Origin of the sequence: Tahibacter harae, from assembly GCF_024437735.1 — a bacterium.
GTDB lineage: Bacteria > Pseudomonadota > Gammaproteobacteria > Xanthomonadales > Rhodanobacteraceae > Tahibacter > Tahibacter harae.
Map to the genome: position 1 here is coordinate 1 of NZ_JANFQO010000034.1, position 16,997 is coordinate 16,997.

Genomic DNA, 16,997 nt, shown 5'->3' on the forward strand with positions numbered 1-16,997 from the left:
GAGTTCCGGCATGCGGCTCCAGGCTCTCCCTCGGTTGCTCACCAGGGGCTTTACGGGCGCGCATGCCGGCTCTCGACGCCTAGAGTACGGGGGCGGCGAGACATAAGGGCTGGGGTGAGGGGGAGACGTTGAATCTTGCAGCGACGTTTGAATTGTCGCCTTGGTCTTCAACGCACAAGCTTGCGCCGAAAACCAATGCTTCGAGGCGATCTGACGCGTCGCCCCCTCACCCAACCCTCTCCCCCAAGCGCGTAAACACGCTTGGGGGAGAGGGCTTTCAAGCAACAGCACCGATTGCTGAAGTGGCCATGCCTGCTGCTGAAGCGGCCGCCGTCAGCGGCCGCTCGCGGACAGCCCGGGAGCGGCGCCGGTCCAGCAACCGCCACTGGTCCAGCAGCCGCCGCCGGACCAGCAGCCGCCGCCGGACCAGCAGCCACGCCTCTTACTTCTTCTTCGCCTTCTCCAACGTCGCCGCCACCGAACTCGTCGTGATCGGGTGGTAGCCCAGGCGTGCCTTGGCGAATACGCCTTCGGCAAAGGCCAGGCCGTCGGGCGTGGCGACCAGGGCTTCCCAGGTCGGCATGATGAGCTTGCGCCGGCCTATGCCGATCAGGAATTTCTCGATCGCCGGGCGCGCCGCGGTATAGCCGCTGCGCACGGTCAGCGGATACCAGCGCTGGGCGAGTTCGCCGTTGGAGGTGCCGGTGAACTTGAACGCGGCGTCGATCTCGGCCAGCTGTTTGGGATCCAGGGTCTGCGGCAGGCCTTCGATGAAGCGCACGGTTTCCTGCGTGCCCCACTTGTCGCCGGCGGCCTGCTCCGGCTTGATCTTGCCGGCCAGCAGATCGGCGCGCGCGGCGTCGACCTTGTCGAAGCGGGCCGACTTGGCCTGTTCGGCGGTGTCGGGAATGCCGGGCTGGCGCAGCCAGGCATCGAGTTCGGCCGGCTTGACCTTGCCCGGATGCTTGTCCAGCAGGTTCTTCTGCAGATAAGCGGTGAACACGTCGCTGTCCACGCTCTGGAAGGCATGGCTGTCGAACCAGCCGCGCAGGAACTTATCGAAGGCTTCGCGGCCGACGCGCTTTTCCAGGAAGCTCAGGAACCAGGCGCCCTTGATGTAGGCGACCTGGGTCAGCGCATCGTCCGGATCGCGGCCGGTCAGCGGCGCCAGCATCAGCAGCTGGTCTTCCGGCTTGAGATCGGCCATGTCCTGCTTCAGGCCGAACTGGCTGATCACGTCTTCCATGTCGGCCTGCTCGCGGCCGTAGACGGCTTCGACGATGCGGTTTTCCACATAGCTGGTGAAGCCTTCGTTGAGCCAGATGTCCTTCCAGCTCGAATTCGTCACCAGGTTGCCGGACCAGGAATGCGCCAGCTCGTGCGCGACCAGCGAGGTCAGGCTCTTGTCGCCGACGATCACCGTCGGCGTGGCGAAGGTCATGCGCGGGTTTTCCATGCCGCCGAAGGGAAAGCTCGGCGGCAGCACCAGGATGTCGTAACGGCCCCAGCGGTAGTCGCCGTAGAGCTTTTCCGTCGCGACGATCATCTTCTCGGTGTCTTCGAATTCCTTGGCCGCCTTGTCCACCATGCTGGGCTCGGCATACACCGCCGTGCGTGGCCCGGTGGACTTCACTGCGATATCGCCGACCGCGATGGCCAGCAGGTAGGACGGGATCGGCTTGTCCATCACGAAATGGAACTCGCCGTCGCCGCGCAGCGGGCCGGGGTTGTTGTCCGCGCTCATCACCGCGCGCAGTTCCTTGGGCACGTGCAGGTCGGCGGTATAGGTGAAGCGCACGCCCGGCGTGTCCTGCAGCGGCACCCAGGAGCGCGCGTGGATGGCCTGGGACTGGGAGAACAGGAAGGGATACTTCTTGCCGGCGGTCTGCGCCTCGCCCAGCCACTGCAGGCCCGATGCCGCCGGGCTGGTCGCATAGGACACACGCACTTTGCTCGCCTGGCCCGGCACTTCCACCGTCAGCGGTGCGCCGAGGATCTTGTCCGGCTCGCCCAGGGTGAACTTGGCCGGGGTGCGCTTGCCGGCGGCATCGACCAGTTCCACCGTCGCAATGGACAGATCGCGCGTGTCGAGCTTGAGCTGCTGCGCGCTCTTGTCGCGCCATTCCAGGTCCATCTCCGCCGTGCCCACGATCTGGCGCGTGTTGAACGCGACCTTCAGATCCAGCGCCAGCGACTTGATGCGGACCTTGTCGATCTCGGCATAGGAATTGGGATCACCGGCGGCCTGGGCGGAGACGGTGAACAGGGCCAGGGCGGGAAGCAGGCAGCGGATGGGAAGCATGGCGGATCCGGTTGCGGGGCGAAGTGGCCGAGTATGCCACCGCCGCCGCGCCGCTTGTGACGCATTGCCTGGGCAAGGCTGCCGGGCAATGATCGGCCAACCCGGGGAGGTGATATGGACATCCGCTTACGACTGGTGCTGCTGATTCTGGTCTGCGCAAGCCTGCCGGCGACAGCCGCCCCGCCGCGGGCGACGGCGGAGTTTACTGACTGGGGCGCGCCGGAGATCCGGTTCGACCAGCCCATGCTGACCTGGGCCGGCAGGACCACGTTGCACAGCATCCGCACCGAACCCGAGCTGGACTGCGAATGGTCCTGGCAAGGTGCCGACCTGCTCGAATGTATCCGTCCCTTCGATGCCGCGGACGTTCCGCTGGCAACGCCGTACACCATCCGCCTCGACGGCGGGCAGTGGAACCTGGCCGGCGAGGAGCTGGCGCCGGTGAGTCTGGCGGTGCATTCCGAGCTGCCGCAACTGCGCGTCGAGGATGTCGCCTGGAGCGGCGGCCGGGCCTCGATCCGGTTCTCGGCACCGGCGGGCGTTACTGCGGCGGATCTGCGCGCGGTGCTGCGGCTGCAGGCCGCCGACGGCGCGGACTTGCCCTTGCAGCTGGAGCAGGATGCGCGACAGCGCGGCCGGAAGGAGTCCTCGTGGCAGGTTCGCAGTCTGGACGCGGATGTGAGCGGCGAATTGCTGTTGCGCGTCAAGCCGGGCCTGCGCATTCCCGCCGGACCGCTGCCCGGCGCGCAGGACGAGGTGCTGCTGCGCGTGTTCCAGCACGAGCCGTACCGGCTGCGGCGCTGGGCCTGCACTGGCAAAGTGGGCCAGTGTGCCGGCGGCGACCGGCTGGTGCTGGAGTTCTCGCGCGAGCCGGCGCCCGCGGCGCTGCAGCGCTGGCTGGCACAGCTGCCGCCGGGCCTGCGGCCGGACGGCAGCGGAGCGCAGGCGCCGTACGGCAGCTTCGCCTACAACCGTCTCGACGTGCGCTTCGACCCCGGCTGGCGCCTGGCCCTGCGCGTGGAGCGCGCCAACACCGAATTTCGCCTGACCGTGCCCGACTGGCTGGCCGCGGCCGACGGCAGCGCGCTGCAGGCGCCGGTCGGAATCACGCTGCGCAGCAGCGATTTCCCGCCGCGGATGGAGCTGGCGCAGTCGTATCTGCTGCTGCGGCCCGGCGATCCGGCGCCGGTGCTCGGCACCACCCGCAACATCCCTTCGGTCCGCATCGTGGAGCGGCGCCTGGATGCGGCCGGCCTGCAGCGCGAGGAAGCCGTGCTGCAGTCGCGCCGCGACAACCGCAGCCGGCCGCTGCGGGCGCTGCGGGTCCCGGCGCAACTGCGCCGCGATGGTGGATTGGTTTTCGGCCAGGTCCAGCAGAGCTTCGTACAGGACCGCTCCTATGCCATCGCCTACGCGCCGTTCCATGTCGCCGCGTTGCGCACGCCGCGGCAGATATTGTTCTGGGCGAGCGGGTGGAAGGATTTTGCACCGCACGCCAATGTGGAAATGGAGCTGCTGCAGGCCGTGCCGTCCGGTGCGCTGGAACAGATCGCCCAGGGCCGCAGCGGCGACGATGGCAGCCTGCTGCTGTCGCTGCCGGCGCGCAGCAAGCAATATCCGCTGTTCCTGCGCGCACGCAGCGGTGGCCAGGTCAGCGTACTGCCGCTGGATGACGCGCCGCGGGCCGAAGACTACAGCGACGCCGTCCCCGATGGCGGCCTGATGTACTGGGGCGTCAGCGACCGTCCGCTGTACCGGCCCGGCGATGCGGTGCAATTCCGCGTCTGGCTGCGCGAACGCGCGGCCAACCACCTGCGCCTGGCTGCGCTGCCGGATGCGCTCACGCTGCGCCTGAGTGCTTTCGGCGGCGGCGACTCTCTGCAGGAACTGCAGCCGCAGGCACAGGCCGGCGGCAGCTTCTCCGGTGCGCTCACCTTGCCGGCGGCGCTCGATGACGGGCGCTACTGCCTGGAGCCCCGCCTGGAGGGAAAAGAAAGCGGGGAATTTTGCTTCGATGTGCAGAATTACCATGCCACGCCGCTGTGGGCGGAGCTGAAGACGGCACAGTCGCTGGTGTACGACAAGGAATCGCTGCGGGTCGCGCTGGAGTCCGGCTTCTATTCCGGCGGCCCGGCTGCGGACGCGCGGGCCGAACTGCAAACCTTGCTCACGCCGTTGCGGCTGGAGGACGAGTTCGCCGAGTTCGCCCAGTTCGAATTCGTCGATCCGTACCAGGGAAGCCTGGGCAGCGGCGGGGAATCCCTGGCCGCCGAAAAGACCCGGGCGGTATGGCTGGACCAGGACGGGCGCTACGAATACGTCCTGCCGCTGGACAGCGCACAGGATGCCGACCCGGATCACACGCCCATTCCTTTCGGCAGGCTCGAACTTTCCGCTTTCGTGAGCACATCGAGCGCGTCGTATACGAACAGCACCACGGTCGGGCTGCGTTTCAGCCGTCACCGCCGCTTTGTCGGCCTGAAACTGGGATACGACCTGAATCTGGCGGAGGATCCGCAACTCACGGCCGTCGTCATCGACGCGGACGGAAAGCGCGTGCCCGGCGCGCCGCCGGTCACGCTGACCATCCAGCAGGCGTTGCCGGAAACCGCGGAAGCCGCGGCGCAGGACAAGGCTCCGATCCTGGCGCGTTGCGAGCTGCTGCCGGACCAGCCGCGGCGTTGTCCGTTCCGCGCGCCGGTCACCGGCAGCTATCGCTTTGTCGCCAGCAGCGCCGGTGCCGTGGCGGCCACGCTGACCCGCCATGTCTGGGGTGAAGCCTATGCGCCGCAGGAAAAGCCCCGCGCCGAACTGCAGCGCTCGGGCACCGGCCCCGGCGGCGCAGAGATCGTATTGCGCCAGCCGTTCGCCCGGGCGCGCGTGCTGTTTGCGGTACAGCATGGCGCGATACTCAAACACTGGACTGCGGTTGTGGACGGACCGGAGCTGCGGTTCGCGCTGGATCTGCCGGCCGAATGGGCGCCCGGCGTCACCCTCGGCGCCGTCGTCTACGACGCCGCGGGCGCGGCCCAGCCGCTGGCGGCCGAACTCAAGCTGCCGGTCGCCGCCGCGCCGCGGACTTCGCCGTTGCAGTTGCAGGTGCCGGCGGCGGCGCGCCCCGGCGAGGAGATCACGCTGCGCCTGCACAACCGCAGCGCGGCACCCATCGACGTGGTGCTGGCGCTGGCCGACGAGTCGGTGCGGTTGCAGGCGCCGGGAATCCTGGCCGAGCGCAATCCGCAGACCGGGGGCTGGCTGGGCGCGCTGCAATCCTGGCGCACGGCCAGGCATCTGGATCTTGCCGGCTGGCCGTTTTCGCGCGGCCTGGCCGCATCCTGGGAACAGCTGCTCAATCAGGTGGACGACGAGGGCGAAGTGCTGGAGCGGATCGTCGTCACGGGCTCGCGCGTGCGGCGCGCCGATATGGTCGTGCTGGGGCCGCGCCAGAGCTTGCGCGATATCCGCCCGGCCGTCGCTGTGCGCAGCCATTTCGCCGATACGGCGTATTGGCGCGCCTCGCTGCCGCTGGCGGCCGGGGCGGAGGAAGCGGTGCGCGTGCGCCTGCCGGACAATCTGACCCGCTGGCAGGTTTCCGCCTGGACGGTGCAGGGCGACGACGGCTTCTACTACGACGAGGCCGCCGTGCGCGCCGGCCTGCCGCTGGAACTGCGCGCGGAGGCGCCGGCGCAGCTGCATGTGGGCGACCAGGCACGCATCGCCGCGGCGGTACGCAACAACTCCGCGGCGGCGCAGACCGTCACCGCGCAATTGCGGCTGGACGGCGCCGGTGTGAGCCGGGAAGCGGTCCAGTCCAGGCCGCTGGCGCCGGCACAGGAGATGCGTCTGGTCGCACCGGCGGCGCCTGCGGCCGCGGGCGAGCTGTCGCTGCAAGTACAGGCCCGCGCCGGTGCGGACAGCGATGCGCTGAGCCAGCCGCTGCCGGTAGCCAGCGTGGAGGCGCAGGAGCGGGTCACGGTCGCCGGCTGGATGGGCGGGACGTCGCAGGTGCTGCAGCTGCCATGGCTGCCGCCGGGGGCGCGCCAGGCGCAGTTGCGCCTGCGCGCCGGGCGCGGTGCGGAGCTGTTCGCCGGCGGCTGGGTCGCCGGCCTGCGCGACTATCCGCATCGCTGCTGGGAGCAATCGCTGAGCCGCGCCGTCGGCGCGGCCGCCGCGCTGCGCCTGCCGGTGCTGCAGGGGCTATGGCCCCAGGCCGAGGCCGCGCTGGCGGAGGTGCTGGCCCAGGCACCGGCGTACCAGCAGGACGGCCTGTTCCTGTTCTTCACCAACCCGGACGGCGGGCAGCAGGACGGCCATGTGCTGCTCACGGCCTATTCGGTGCAGGCCCTGGAATTCCTGGCTGGATGGGGGCATCCGGTCGATGCCGCTGTCCTGGCGCGTGCCCGCGAGGCGCTGTCCAGTCATCTGGACCGGGCGCTGCAGCACGACGGCGAGTTGACCCGGCGCGATTGGCGCGAGCTGGCGACGGTGCTGGCGGTGCTGCCCGCAGAACCGCGCTTTGACGCGCTGGTCGGCCTTGCCGATCAGCATTGGGACGAACTCGACCACTTCGCGCGCAGCCGTCTGCTGCTGGCCATGCAGGCGCGTTCCGGCCGCTTTCCGCAGCGGGCGCAGCGCCAGGAACAACTGCGTGCCGCTGCGCCGCTGCAGGGCGGTCGTCGCGTGCTGCACGGGGCCGGCGACCGCAGCGCCTGGCTGGGTTCCGACCTGCGCGACCAGTGCGGCCTGATCGACGCCTTGCAGCGGCTGGATCCGCAGGACGCGGAGCTGCCGGCCTGGCGCCGCGGCCTGGGCGACCTGTATGCCGGCGGCGGCGTGAATGTGGACACCCAGGCGGCGGCGCAATGCCTGATGGCCGTCGCGGCGCTGCCGCCGGCGGCCGCCGCGGATGCGCATCTTGTGGTCGAGCTGGACGGCCGGCGCGAATCGGTGGCGCTGGGAGGGCCGGCTGCCGAACCGTTCTGGAGCCGTCCGCTGGATGCGGCCGCGCGCACGCTGACGCTGCAGTCCGATGCCGACGAAGCCGGCCTGGGCTATGTGGCGGAAGTCAGCTATCTGCACGATCAGCGCGAAAGCCAGCCCGTGGGCATAGGGCTGGCGCTGCAGCGCCGCTACGCCGTATGGCGCGGCGGCGAGTGGCGGGCCGTCGCGGATGGGCGTATCCAGCCCGGCGAACGGGTGCGTGTGGAGTTGCGCCTGGTCACGGCGGCGCTGCGGCATCACGTCGCGCTGGTCGACAGCGTGCCCGGCGGCCTGCGCCCGGAACAGTTCGAACTGGATCGTGTCGGCGGCGTCGAATTGCGCGACAGCGGCCGCGGTTCCTGGCTGTTCGGGACGCGCCGGCACAGCGATACCGATGTGCGCTTCTACGCCGAACGGCTGCCGCCCGGCGATCACGTGGTCTATTACTACGCCCGCGCCGCCCATCGCGGCGACTACTTCGCACCGCCGGCCACGGCCGAACTCATGTACGGCGGCGCCAGCGTCGCGCGCACGGCGCCGCAGCGGGTGAAGATCGGCGATTGAAGCGGAGCGCGCCGCCGGCGTGCCGGCGGCGCGGATCAGACCCGGTAGCCGCGATGGATCGCGACGATGCCCGCGCTGAGGTTGCGTACCTCGACCTTGGCGAAGCCGGCTTTCTCCAGCATGCCCTTGAGGGTTTCCTGGTCGGGGTGCTTGCGGATGGATTCGGCCAGGTACTGGTAACTGTCGGCGTCCTGGGCGAACAGGCGGCCCAGGCGCGGCAGCACCTGGAAGGAATGGAAGTCGTACAGCGGCTTGAGCCAGTCCTGGCGCACCTGGGAGAACTCCAGGATCAGCGCCTTGCCGCCGATCCTGAGCACGCGGTGCATTTCCTCCAGCGCGCGCTGCTTGTCGGTGACGTTGCGCAGACCGAAGGCGATGGTGACGGCGTCGAAGCTCTTGTCCGGGAAGGGCAGCGCCTCGGCATTCATCTGTGCGTAGCGCAGGCCCTGCACCAGGCCGCGGTCGGTCAGGCGGTCGCGGCCCACGCGCAGCATGGCGGCGTTGATGTCGCCCAGCACCACCTCGCCCGAATCACCGACCAGGGGCAGCAGCAGCGCGGCGATATCGCCGGTGCCGCCGGCCAGGTCCAGCACGCGGTCGCCGGCGCGCAGGCCGCTGATCGCGGCGAAGTGGCGTTTCCACAGGCGGTGTATCCCGAACGACATCAGATCGTTCATCAGGTCGTAGTTGTCGGCGACCGAGGTGAAGACCTGGGCTACGAGTTTCTGCTTCTCCGCGACGGGCACGTCGCGGTAGCCGAAATGGGTGGTGGATGGCTCGCTCATGCGGCGATGCTAGCGCACCGGCGCGGAGGCTTCGACGTCGGCGGAGCCCGGGGCGGCGTTTTGCCGCGGCGGCGTGAATTACGGGTGTCCTGAAGTTGCCGTCCTGAAGTGGCCGTAGGGCGGGATTCTGGGTGTCCCGAATTTCGTCCTGCCGGATTTCCTGGATGTCCCTGAATCGTTGCCGCGGCGGGAGGATTCTGGGTGTCCTGAAGTTGCCGGTTCAGTTGCCGCGGGGGCGGGATGCTGGGTGTCCCTGAATCAGTAGTGGTTGTCCGAATGCCAAGAGCTTCATGATTTCACGAGTCTTGGCGTCGCGCTCCGAAGCGCTGAAGGCCGAAGAGTCCGCTTGCCGCAAGGCAAAACCAACCCTCCGGGCCGCTTCCACGAATCCCAGCCCTCAGCCGCCTAGCGGCTCAGGCCCGCCTGTTCCAGCGCCGCCAGATAGGCAGCCCAGTTCGCCTCGTGATTGCGTCCCAGCTCGTGCAGCACGCTCCAGGAGAAGATGCCGGTCTGGTGGCCGTCGTCGAAGCGCAGCAGTACGGCGTAGTGGCCTACTGGGTCTATTGCGTCGATGTTGACGTGGCGCTTGCCGGCGACCAGCACGCGCTGGCCGGGGCCGTGGCCCTGCACCTCGGCGCTGGGCGAGTGGGTGCGCAGGTATTCGCAGGGCAGGCGGAAGGTCTCGCCCGTGTCGAAGCCGACTTCGAGCACGTGCGAGGCGCGGTGCAGGGTGATGGCGCTGGGCCGCGGCGGATTCGCCATGGCCTCAGCGCGGGTCGGTGCTGTGCAGGCGCGGTTCCTGCGGCGGGCCGCTGGGTTCGCCGGCGACGCGGAACAGGGTGTACATGTAGGCAGTGCCGAAGCCGATGGAGCCGACGTCGTCGTATTCGTAGTCGCCGGCATCGGGGTACCAGCGCGCGTTCGGGTCGATCTCGCGCAGGGTCAGCACGTCGGGGCCGGCGTTTTCGAGCTTGCCGATATAGCTGGCTTCGCCGCTTTCCTCGTCCAGCATGTTGACCGAGATCACCGGCGCCAGTGCGGCGGCGGCGCGGGCCACCGAGGCCCAGTTGTCCAGCGGGAAGCCGGCCGGCGCCTGCAGGGTTTCGCCGTTCAGGGCCAGGGCTTTCTCGACGAATTCGCGCGAAGGATCTTCTTCCGCATGGGTGACATCGCCCAGGGCGATGACGAGGAAGCCGTCGAAGCGCATGGAGTCGGAAATTTCCGCGATCAGCACGAAATCCACCGAAACATCCACGATCATGCCGTGGACCCAGCCGGGATCTATGCCTTCGCGCTTGATCCGGACGGGAATGCGCTGTTCCTGCGCCTCGCGCAGGTAGGCGCGCGGTCCACGCGCCTTGAATTTCACGATATTGGTCATGGGCCGGATTGTAGCCGAGCCGGCGCGGCGCCGGGTTTCAGCCGCGTTATCTGGGGTCCGGCGGCGGAGTTTGAAAGGGTGCGGAAAGCACGGCCGGATCCGATCCGCCGATCGGATCCGGCGTGCCATCTCTCCTCCCCAGGAGATCTTTTCCCTTGCCGGTCAGCGCGTTGCCAGGCCGCCGGCAAGGTGTTGCCGAGGCTGCCTCAGGCCGCGCGGCTGCCGTGGAACTGTTCTTCCTCGGTCGAGCCCTTGAGCGCGACGGTGGAAGACTGGCCGTTCTGGATGGCCTGGGTCACCGCGTCGAAATAACCCGTGCCGACCTCGCGCTGGTGCTTGACCGCGGTAAAGCCGCGCTCGGCGGCGGCGAACTCGGCTTCCTGCAGCTCGACGAAGGCGCTCATCTGGTGGCGCGCATAGCCGTAGGCCAGGTTGAACATGGAGTAGTTCAGCGAGTGGAAGCCGGCCAGGGTAATGAACTGGAACTTGTAGCCGTAGCTGGCGATTTCCTTCTGGAACTTGGCGATGGTGGCGTCATCCAGGTTCTTCTTCCAGTTGAAGCTGGGGCTGCAGTTATAGGCCAGCAGCTTGCCCGGGTACTTCGCGTGGATGGCCTCGGCGAATTTCCTGGCGAAAGCGAGGTCGGGCTTGCCGGTCTCGCACCAGACCAGGTCGGCATAGGGCGCGTAGGCCAGGCCGCGGCTGATGGCCTGGTCTATGCCGGGCTTGGTCTTGAAGAAGCCTTCGACGGTGCGCTCGCCGGTGCAGAAGGGCTTGTCGTTGTCGTCGATGTCGGAGGTGAGCAGGTCGGCGGCCTCGGCGTCGGTGCGCGCGACCAGGAGAGTGGGCACGCCGAGCACGTCGGCGGCCAGGCGCGCGGCGTTGAGCTTCTCCACCGCCTCGCGCGTAGGCACCAGCACCTTGCCGCCCATATGGCCGCACTTCTTCACGCTGGCCAGCTGGTCTTCAAAGTGCACGCCGGCGGCGCCGGCCTCGATCATGGCCTTCATCAGCTCGAAGGCGTTGAGCACGCCGCCGAAGCCGGCCTCGGCGTCGGCGACGATGGGCTGCAGCCAGTCGATCTCGTCCTTGCCTTCGGCATGGTGCAGCTGGTCGGCGCGCAGCAGGGTGTTGTTGATGCGCTTGACCACCTGCGGCACCGAGTTGGCCGGGTACAGCGACTGGTCCGGATACATTTCACCGGCGAGGTTGGCATCCGCCGCCACCTGCCAGCCGGAAAGGTAGATTGCCTTGAGGCCGGCCTTGACCTGCTGCATGGCCTGGTTGCCGGTCAGCGCGCCCAGCGCGTTGACGAAGGGTTCCTTGTGCAGGTGGCTCCAGAGCTTCTCCGCGCCGAGGCGGGCCAGGGAATGTTCCACATGTACCGTGCCGCGCAGGCGCACCACGTCGGCGGCGGAATAGTTGCGCGTGACGCCGGCCCAGCGCGGGTTGTTGGTCCAGTCCTGCTGCAGCTGTTCGGCGGTCGCGAAAGCATTCTTCATGATCATCAACCTTGTCGTGGCGGTGCGTGGAAATGGGTATGGCGGCTGGCGGCGCTGCGCTTACGGCAGCAGTGCGTAGGCCGGCAGGGTGAGGAAGTCCGCCAGCTGGCGGGCGTGGGTGAGTTCGGCCAGCATCCAGGCCGCCTGCGGCACGCGCTCCTGGCCGGGCAGGCCGGACTTGGGCAGGCGTTCGGCGATGGTCTGTATGGCCTGGTCGAACAGGGCGAAATCCAGCGGCGTGCCGTCGTCCAGCGTGAGGCCCTCGTGGTGCAGCCAGTGCCACAGCTGGGCGCGGGAGATCTCGGCCGTGGCGGCGTCTTCCATCAGATGATGGATGGGCACGCAGCCCAGGCCGTCCAGCCAGGCGGCGAGGTAGCGCACGCAGACGTCGATGTTGTTGAGGAAGCCGGCGCGGGTAATGGTGCCCGGCGGAGCCAGGATCAGGTCGTCGCGGCTCACCTGCACGTCGGCGCGCAGCTTGCCCAGCTGGTTCGCCGCCGGCATGGCCGCGTCGAATTCGGCCTGGGCCACCGGGATCAGGCCCGGATGGGCGACCCAGGTGCCGTCATGGCCGGCGCGGGCCTCGCGCTGTTTGTCGGCGCGTACCCGGGCCAGGGCGGCTTCGTTGGCTTCCGCGTCGCCGGAGATGGGGATTTGCGCCGCCATGCCGCCCATGGCGAAGGCGCCGCGGCGGTGGCAGGTCTGGATCAGCAGTTCCGAATACGCCTTCAGGAAGGGCACGGTCATGCCGACCTGGCCGCGCTCGGGCAGGATGTGGCTGCGGTGGGCGCGGAACGTCTTGATATAGGAAAAAATGTAATCCCAGCGGCCGCAGTTCAGGCCGACGATGCGCGTCTTCAGCGCGTGCAGGATCTCGTGCATCTCGAACACGGCGGGCAGGGTCTCGATCAGCACCGTCGCCTTCATGCAGCCGGCGGGCAGGCCCAGTTCCGTTTCGGCAAAGCCCATCACCTCGTCCCACAGCGCCGCCTCGCGGTGGCTTTCCATCTTGGGCAGGTAAAAGTAGGGGCCGCGGTCGCGGCCCTGCAGCACACGGGCGTTGTGGAAGGCGTACAGGCCGAAGTCGAACAGCGCGCCGGCCATTTCCTCGCCGTCGACACGGGCGTGCTTCTCCGGCAGGTGCCAGCCGCGCGGACGCACGACGAGCACGGCGGTATCGGGCTTGAGGCGGTATTCGCGGCCGTCCGGCGCGCGGTATTCGATGCTGCCGGCGACGGCATCGCGCAGGTTGACCTGGCCGTCGAGCATGGCTTCCCAGGTCGGCGCCGAGGAATCCTCGAAATCGGCCATGAACACCTTCGCGCCGGAGTTCAGCGCGTTGATGATCATTTTGCGTTCGACCGGGCCGGTGATCTCCACGCGGCGGTCAATCAGGGCGACCGGGATCGGGGCGACGGTCCAGTCGGATTCGCGGATGGCGCGGGTTTCGGGCAGGAAGTCCGGCAGCTCGCCGGCATCGAAGCGGGCCTGGCGCGCGGCGCGGGCTTCCAGCAGGGCGCGGCGGCGGGCGTCGAAGCGCCGGTGCAGCGCAGCAAGAAACTCCAGCGCGGGCGGGGTGAGGATGTCGCCATAGCCCGGCTTGAGAACCGCGCGGATCTCCACCGCCGCGCTGCCGAACTGGTCTGCGGGAACTGCCATCGCCTTGCTCCGTCTGCCCTGTCGCGAGCTTCGAGACTATGCGTGCAGCGCAGCATTTGACAAACCAAACATTTCAATGCAGTTATTTAACTCTGTTAAATCAACTTCAAGTCATTGAAATCATGGCGTCATCAAACGATCGTTTGAATCCGCCGCGCAGCCGCGGCAGCGCCAAAGGCGGCAGCGCGGCGGCGCCGCGGCCGCGGCGCAAGGGGAAAAAGGCGGGCGCCGTCGAAACGACCCCGCGCTTCTACTACAAAGGCAACCGGCTCAAGCAGTTGCGTGCGTTCTGCCATCTGGTGAAGTTCGGCACCCTGGCGCGTGCCGGCGAGGCGTTGTTCCTGTCCCAGGCCTCGATCAGCCTGCAGCTCTCGGCGCTGGAGAAGGAACTGGGCGTCAACCTGCTGGAACGCGCCCGGCCGCGCTTCGTGCTGACCCGGGAAGGGCAGATGCTGTACGAGCTGGCGCGGCCCCTGGTCGAGGGCCTGGAAGGGCTGGACCAGCAGTTCCGCAGCCAGCTGCAGGGCCTGGATGCGGGCGAGGTCACCATTGCGGCGGGCTCCTCCACCATCCAGTACCTGTTGCCGCCGCTGGTGCGCGCTTTCCGCGACGAACATCCGGGCGTACGCCTGCAACTGCACAACGTGACCGGCCGCGACGGCCTGGCCCTGCTGCGCCAGGACCAGGTCGACTTCGCCTTCGGCTCCATGCTGGACGTGCCCCACGACCTGTCCTACGAGCCGGTGCAATGGTTCGACCCCATGCTGATCCTGCCGCGCGACCACGTCCTGGCCGGCAAGCCCGATATCCAGCTGGAAGACCTTTCGCCTTACGGCCTGATCCTGCCGCCGCAGCGCCTGACCACCTACCGCCTGGTCGATCTGGTGTTCCAGCAGCGCCGCGTGCCCTACCGCGTCGCGATCGAGGTCGGCGGCTGGGAGGTCATCAAGGAATACGTGGCCATGGGCCTGGGCATTTCCATCGTCACCGGTATCTGCCTGACCGAGCACGACAAGACCCGCCTGGAAGTGCGCAACCTGCGCCAGTACTTCCCCCAGCGCAGCTATGGCGTGGTCATGCGCAAGGGCAAATACCTTTCCACCCAGGCGCGCGCCTTCGTCGATCTGATCCGGCCCGGCCTGTTCGGCCGCGGCGGCTACGACGAGGCCGGGCATTCCGAGCGCTGAGCGGTTCAGCGCTCGCGCGCAAACTCGAAGCGGAAACCCACGCCGTAGACCGGGGCGATCGGGTCCGGGCCGATCTCGCCGAATGGGCGCCGCAGAGTGCGGATGGGCGAATCCACCGTGCGGTCGCCGACCGCGGCGATCGTCGTAGCTGGCGTCGAGCAGCGTTGCGCGAATACACCTTGCCGGGTTCTTCCATCGGCCGGCGCAGCAGGCGGAACTCGACCGGCGTCAGCGCCAGCGCATTGCGGCCACGCGCACGTCGCAGTGGTCGGCGCCGAGCAGGGCGGCGCTCACCGCGACGACGCGCATCCGCACACTACGCCACGTCCGGCGGCGCCCAGCTTTCGGCACACGTGACGGCGCCGGCCGCCGCCTAGGCTCGCAAAGTCCAACGGGAGAATCACGATGAAGCTACAGCTGTGCGCGGCTGTGTTGATCTTCTGTGCCGGCGGCATCGCCGGCGCCGCGGAGCAGGTGGAACGCAGCGAAGTGCTGACCATGGGCAACCAGGCCGGCTTCCAGGAAGCGCGCTATGCCGACGACGGCAGCCTGCGCGTGCATTTTGAATTCAACGACCGCGGCCGCGGCCCCAGGCTGGACAGCGAATACCGCATCGCCGCCGACGGCAGCGTCGACGCCATCGCCAACAAGGGCAACGACTACTTCAAGGGCGCGGTGGACGAGAGTTTCCGCCGCGACGGTGCCAAGGCCAGCTGGAAGAATTCGGCCGAGGACGAAAGCCGCGAGCTGGCCAGGCCGGCCTTCTACCTGAGCCTCAACGGCACGCCCGAGGAATACGTGCTGCTGGCCCGCGCGCTCATCAAGGCCGGCGCCCAGGGGCTGGACATCCTGCCAGCCGGCACTGCGCGGGCGGAGAAGCTCGGCGAACTCAAGGTCAAGGGCAAGCCGGGCGCGAAGAAGGTCAGCCTCTACGCCCTGCACGGGCTGGACCTGACGCCGAGCTTCCTCTGGCTGGACGAGCAGCAGCGCTTCTTCGCCAGCTATTCCAGCTGGCAGTCGGTAGTGCGCGAAGGCTATGCCGAAGCGCTGCCGGCCCTGGGCAAGATGCAGGACACGCAGGAAAAGCAGCTGGCCGAACAGCGCGCGAAGGCACTGACTACGCCGCTGACCGGGCCGCTGCTGATACGCAATGTGCGCGCCTTCGATCCGGCCAGCGGTGAAACCACCGCCGCCGCGGCCGTGCTGATCGACAAGGGCCGCATCGTCGCCGCCGGCAAGGAAGCCGCGCTGAGCGTGCCGGCCGGCACGGAAACCCTGGACGGCGGCGGGCGTTTCCTCATGCCCGGCCTGTGGGACATGCACGCGCATTTCTTCGGCCAGGCCGACGGCGTGCTCGACATCGCCGGCGGCGTGACCACGGTGCGCGACTTGGCCAACAACCCGCCGGTGCTGGCCGAGCGCATCAAGGCCATCGAGGCGAACAAGGACATCGGTCCGCGCATCATCAAGGCCGGCATCATCGACGGCCCCGGCCCCTTCGCCGGCCCGACCAAGGCCCTGGCCGACAACGAGGCCGACGCCCAGCGCTTCGTCGACGAGTACGCCGCCAGCGGGCATGAGCAAATCAAGATCTATTCCTCGATCAAGCCCGAGCTGATGCCGGCCATCGCGCGCATGGCGCATGCCAAGGGCCTGCGCGTCAGCGGCCACGTGCCGGCCTACATGACGGCGCGCCAGTTCGTGGAGAACGGCGCCGACGAAATCCAGCACATCAATATGCTGATGCTGAATTTCCTGTTCGACAAAGTGCAGGACACGCGCTCGCCGGCGCGCTTCACGTCGATCGGCGAATACGGTGCCAGCATCGATCTCGGTTCGCCGCAGGTGCTGGAATTCGTCGCCTTCCTCAAGCAGCGCGGCACCGTGGTCGATCCCACCGTGAGCACCTTCGAGGACATGTTCCTGGGCCGGCCCAAGCTGCCCGGCCCCGGCTTCGCCGCGATCATGGACCGCCTGCCGCTGAGCTGGCAGCGCGGCATCAAGTCCGGCGCCGGTGGCCTGCCGATCAAGCCCGGCCAGGAAGCCGCCTACCGCGACGGCTACCAGCGCATGATCGATTTCGTCGGCCTGCTCTACCGCAGCGGCGTGCGCATCGTCTCCGGCACCGACGGCAGCGGCGGCCTGCAGCTGGCGCGCGAACTGGAACTCTACGTCGCCGCCGGCATTCCGCCCAAGGACGTGCTGCGCATCGCCACCTACGACAGCGCCGGCGTGGCCAAACGCGACAAGGAATACGGGCGCATCGCACCGGGCTATGTGGCCGACCTGATCCTGGTCGACGGCGATCCGACCCTGAACATGGCGGATATCCGCAAGGTGCGGACCGTGATCCGCGGCGACCGGCGCTTCGACAGTGCGAAGCTGTTTGAATCGATCGGGATCAAGCCGGCGCCTTGAGGTGGAAGTTGAAGTTTTGGATGCTCACGCCTTGAGGCGGGAAGTTGGAATGTTGAATTCTTACTTCGATGAGAACCAGGTATTGGCGGGCTGGCGCTTTGGCTTGTGCCGAAATTGAAGCGCAAATTCCATATTCGCCGGAACGCTCCCTCTCCCCCAAGCCCGCTGGGGGGAGAGGGCCCGGGGTGAGGGGGAAACGCCGAATCCCGCGCCATCGTT

Annotated in this window: 9 protein-coding genes; 3 read left to right on the forward strand and 6 right to left on the reverse strand. The window is 68.3% G+C overall.

The features are described from left to right. Positions 1–442: 442 nt before the first annotated feature. A complete protein-coding gene (locus tag NM961_RS22755) occupies positions 443–2,302 on the reverse strand; it encodes a M1 family metallopeptidase (RefSeq protein ID WP_255916731.1) in 1,860 nt (619 codons plus the stop codon). A gap of 114 nt (positions 2,303–2,416) precedes the next feature. Here NM961_RS22755 and NM961_RS22760 point away from each other — a divergent pair, with 114 nt between their 5' ends. Beyond that, positions 2,417–7,846: an alpha-2-macroglobulin family protein gene (locus NM961_RS22760; protein WP_255916732.1), complete on the forward strand. Its 5,430-nt coding sequence runs from the start codon at positions 2,417–2,419 to the stop codon at positions 7,844–7,846. 35 nt (positions 7,847–7,881) lie between these two features. On the opposite strand, the gene ubiE is transcribed toward NM961_RS22760, so the two are convergent. From ubiE to aceB, 5 genes are all read right to left on the reverse strand, one after another. Beyond that, positions 7,882–8,631: a bifunctional demethylmenaquinone methyltransferase/2-methoxy-6-polyprenyl-1,4-benzoquinol methylase UbiE gene (ubiE, locus tag NM961_RS22765; protein WP_255916733.1), complete on the reverse strand. Its 750-nt coding sequence runs from the start codon at positions 8,629–8,631 to the stop codon at positions 7,882–7,884. A gap of 405 nt (positions 8,632–9,036) precedes the next feature. Beyond that, on the reverse strand, positions 9,037–9,393 hold the full coding sequence (locus tag NM961_RS22770; RefSeq protein WP_255916734.1) for a gamma-butyrobetaine hydroxylase family protein: 357 nt from the start codon (positions 9,391–9,393) through the stop codon (positions 9,037–9,039). 4 nt (positions 9,394–9,397) lie between these two features. Further along, a complete protein-coding gene (locus NM961_RS22775; RefSeq protein WP_255916735.1) occupies positions 9,398–10,012 on the reverse strand; it encodes a hypothetical protein in 615 nt (204 codons plus the stop codon). Positions 10,013–10,218: 206 nt separating this feature from the next. After that, positions 10,219–11,514: an isocitrate lyase gene (aceA, locus tag NM961_RS22780; protein WP_255916736.1), complete on the reverse strand. Its 1,296-nt coding sequence runs from the start codon at positions 11,512–11,514 to the stop codon at positions 10,219–10,221. Between the two features lie 60 nt (positions 11,515–11,574). Continuing rightward, a complete protein-coding gene (gene aceB, locus NM961_RS22785) occupies positions 11,575–13,173 on the reverse strand; it encodes a malate synthase A (RefSeq protein WP_255916737.1) in 1,599 nt (532 codons plus the stop codon). A gap of 278 nt (positions 13,174–13,451) precedes the next feature. Here aceB and NM961_RS22790 point away from each other — a divergent pair, with 278 nt between their 5' ends. Then, positions 13,452–14,360, forward strand: coding sequence for a LysR family transcriptional regulator (locus tag NM961_RS22790; RefSeq protein WP_255916753.1), 909 nt, complete (start codon positions 13,452–13,454; stop codon positions 14,358–14,360). A 405-nt stretch (positions 14,361–14,765) separates the two neighbouring features. Next, positions 14,766–16,778 (forward strand): amidohydrolase family protein, encoded by a 2,013-nt coding sequence (locus NM961_RS22795; protein WP_255916738.1) that lies wholly within the window; start codon positions 14,766–14,768, stop codon positions 16,776–16,778. Positions 16,779–16,997: the final 219 nt, after the last annotated feature.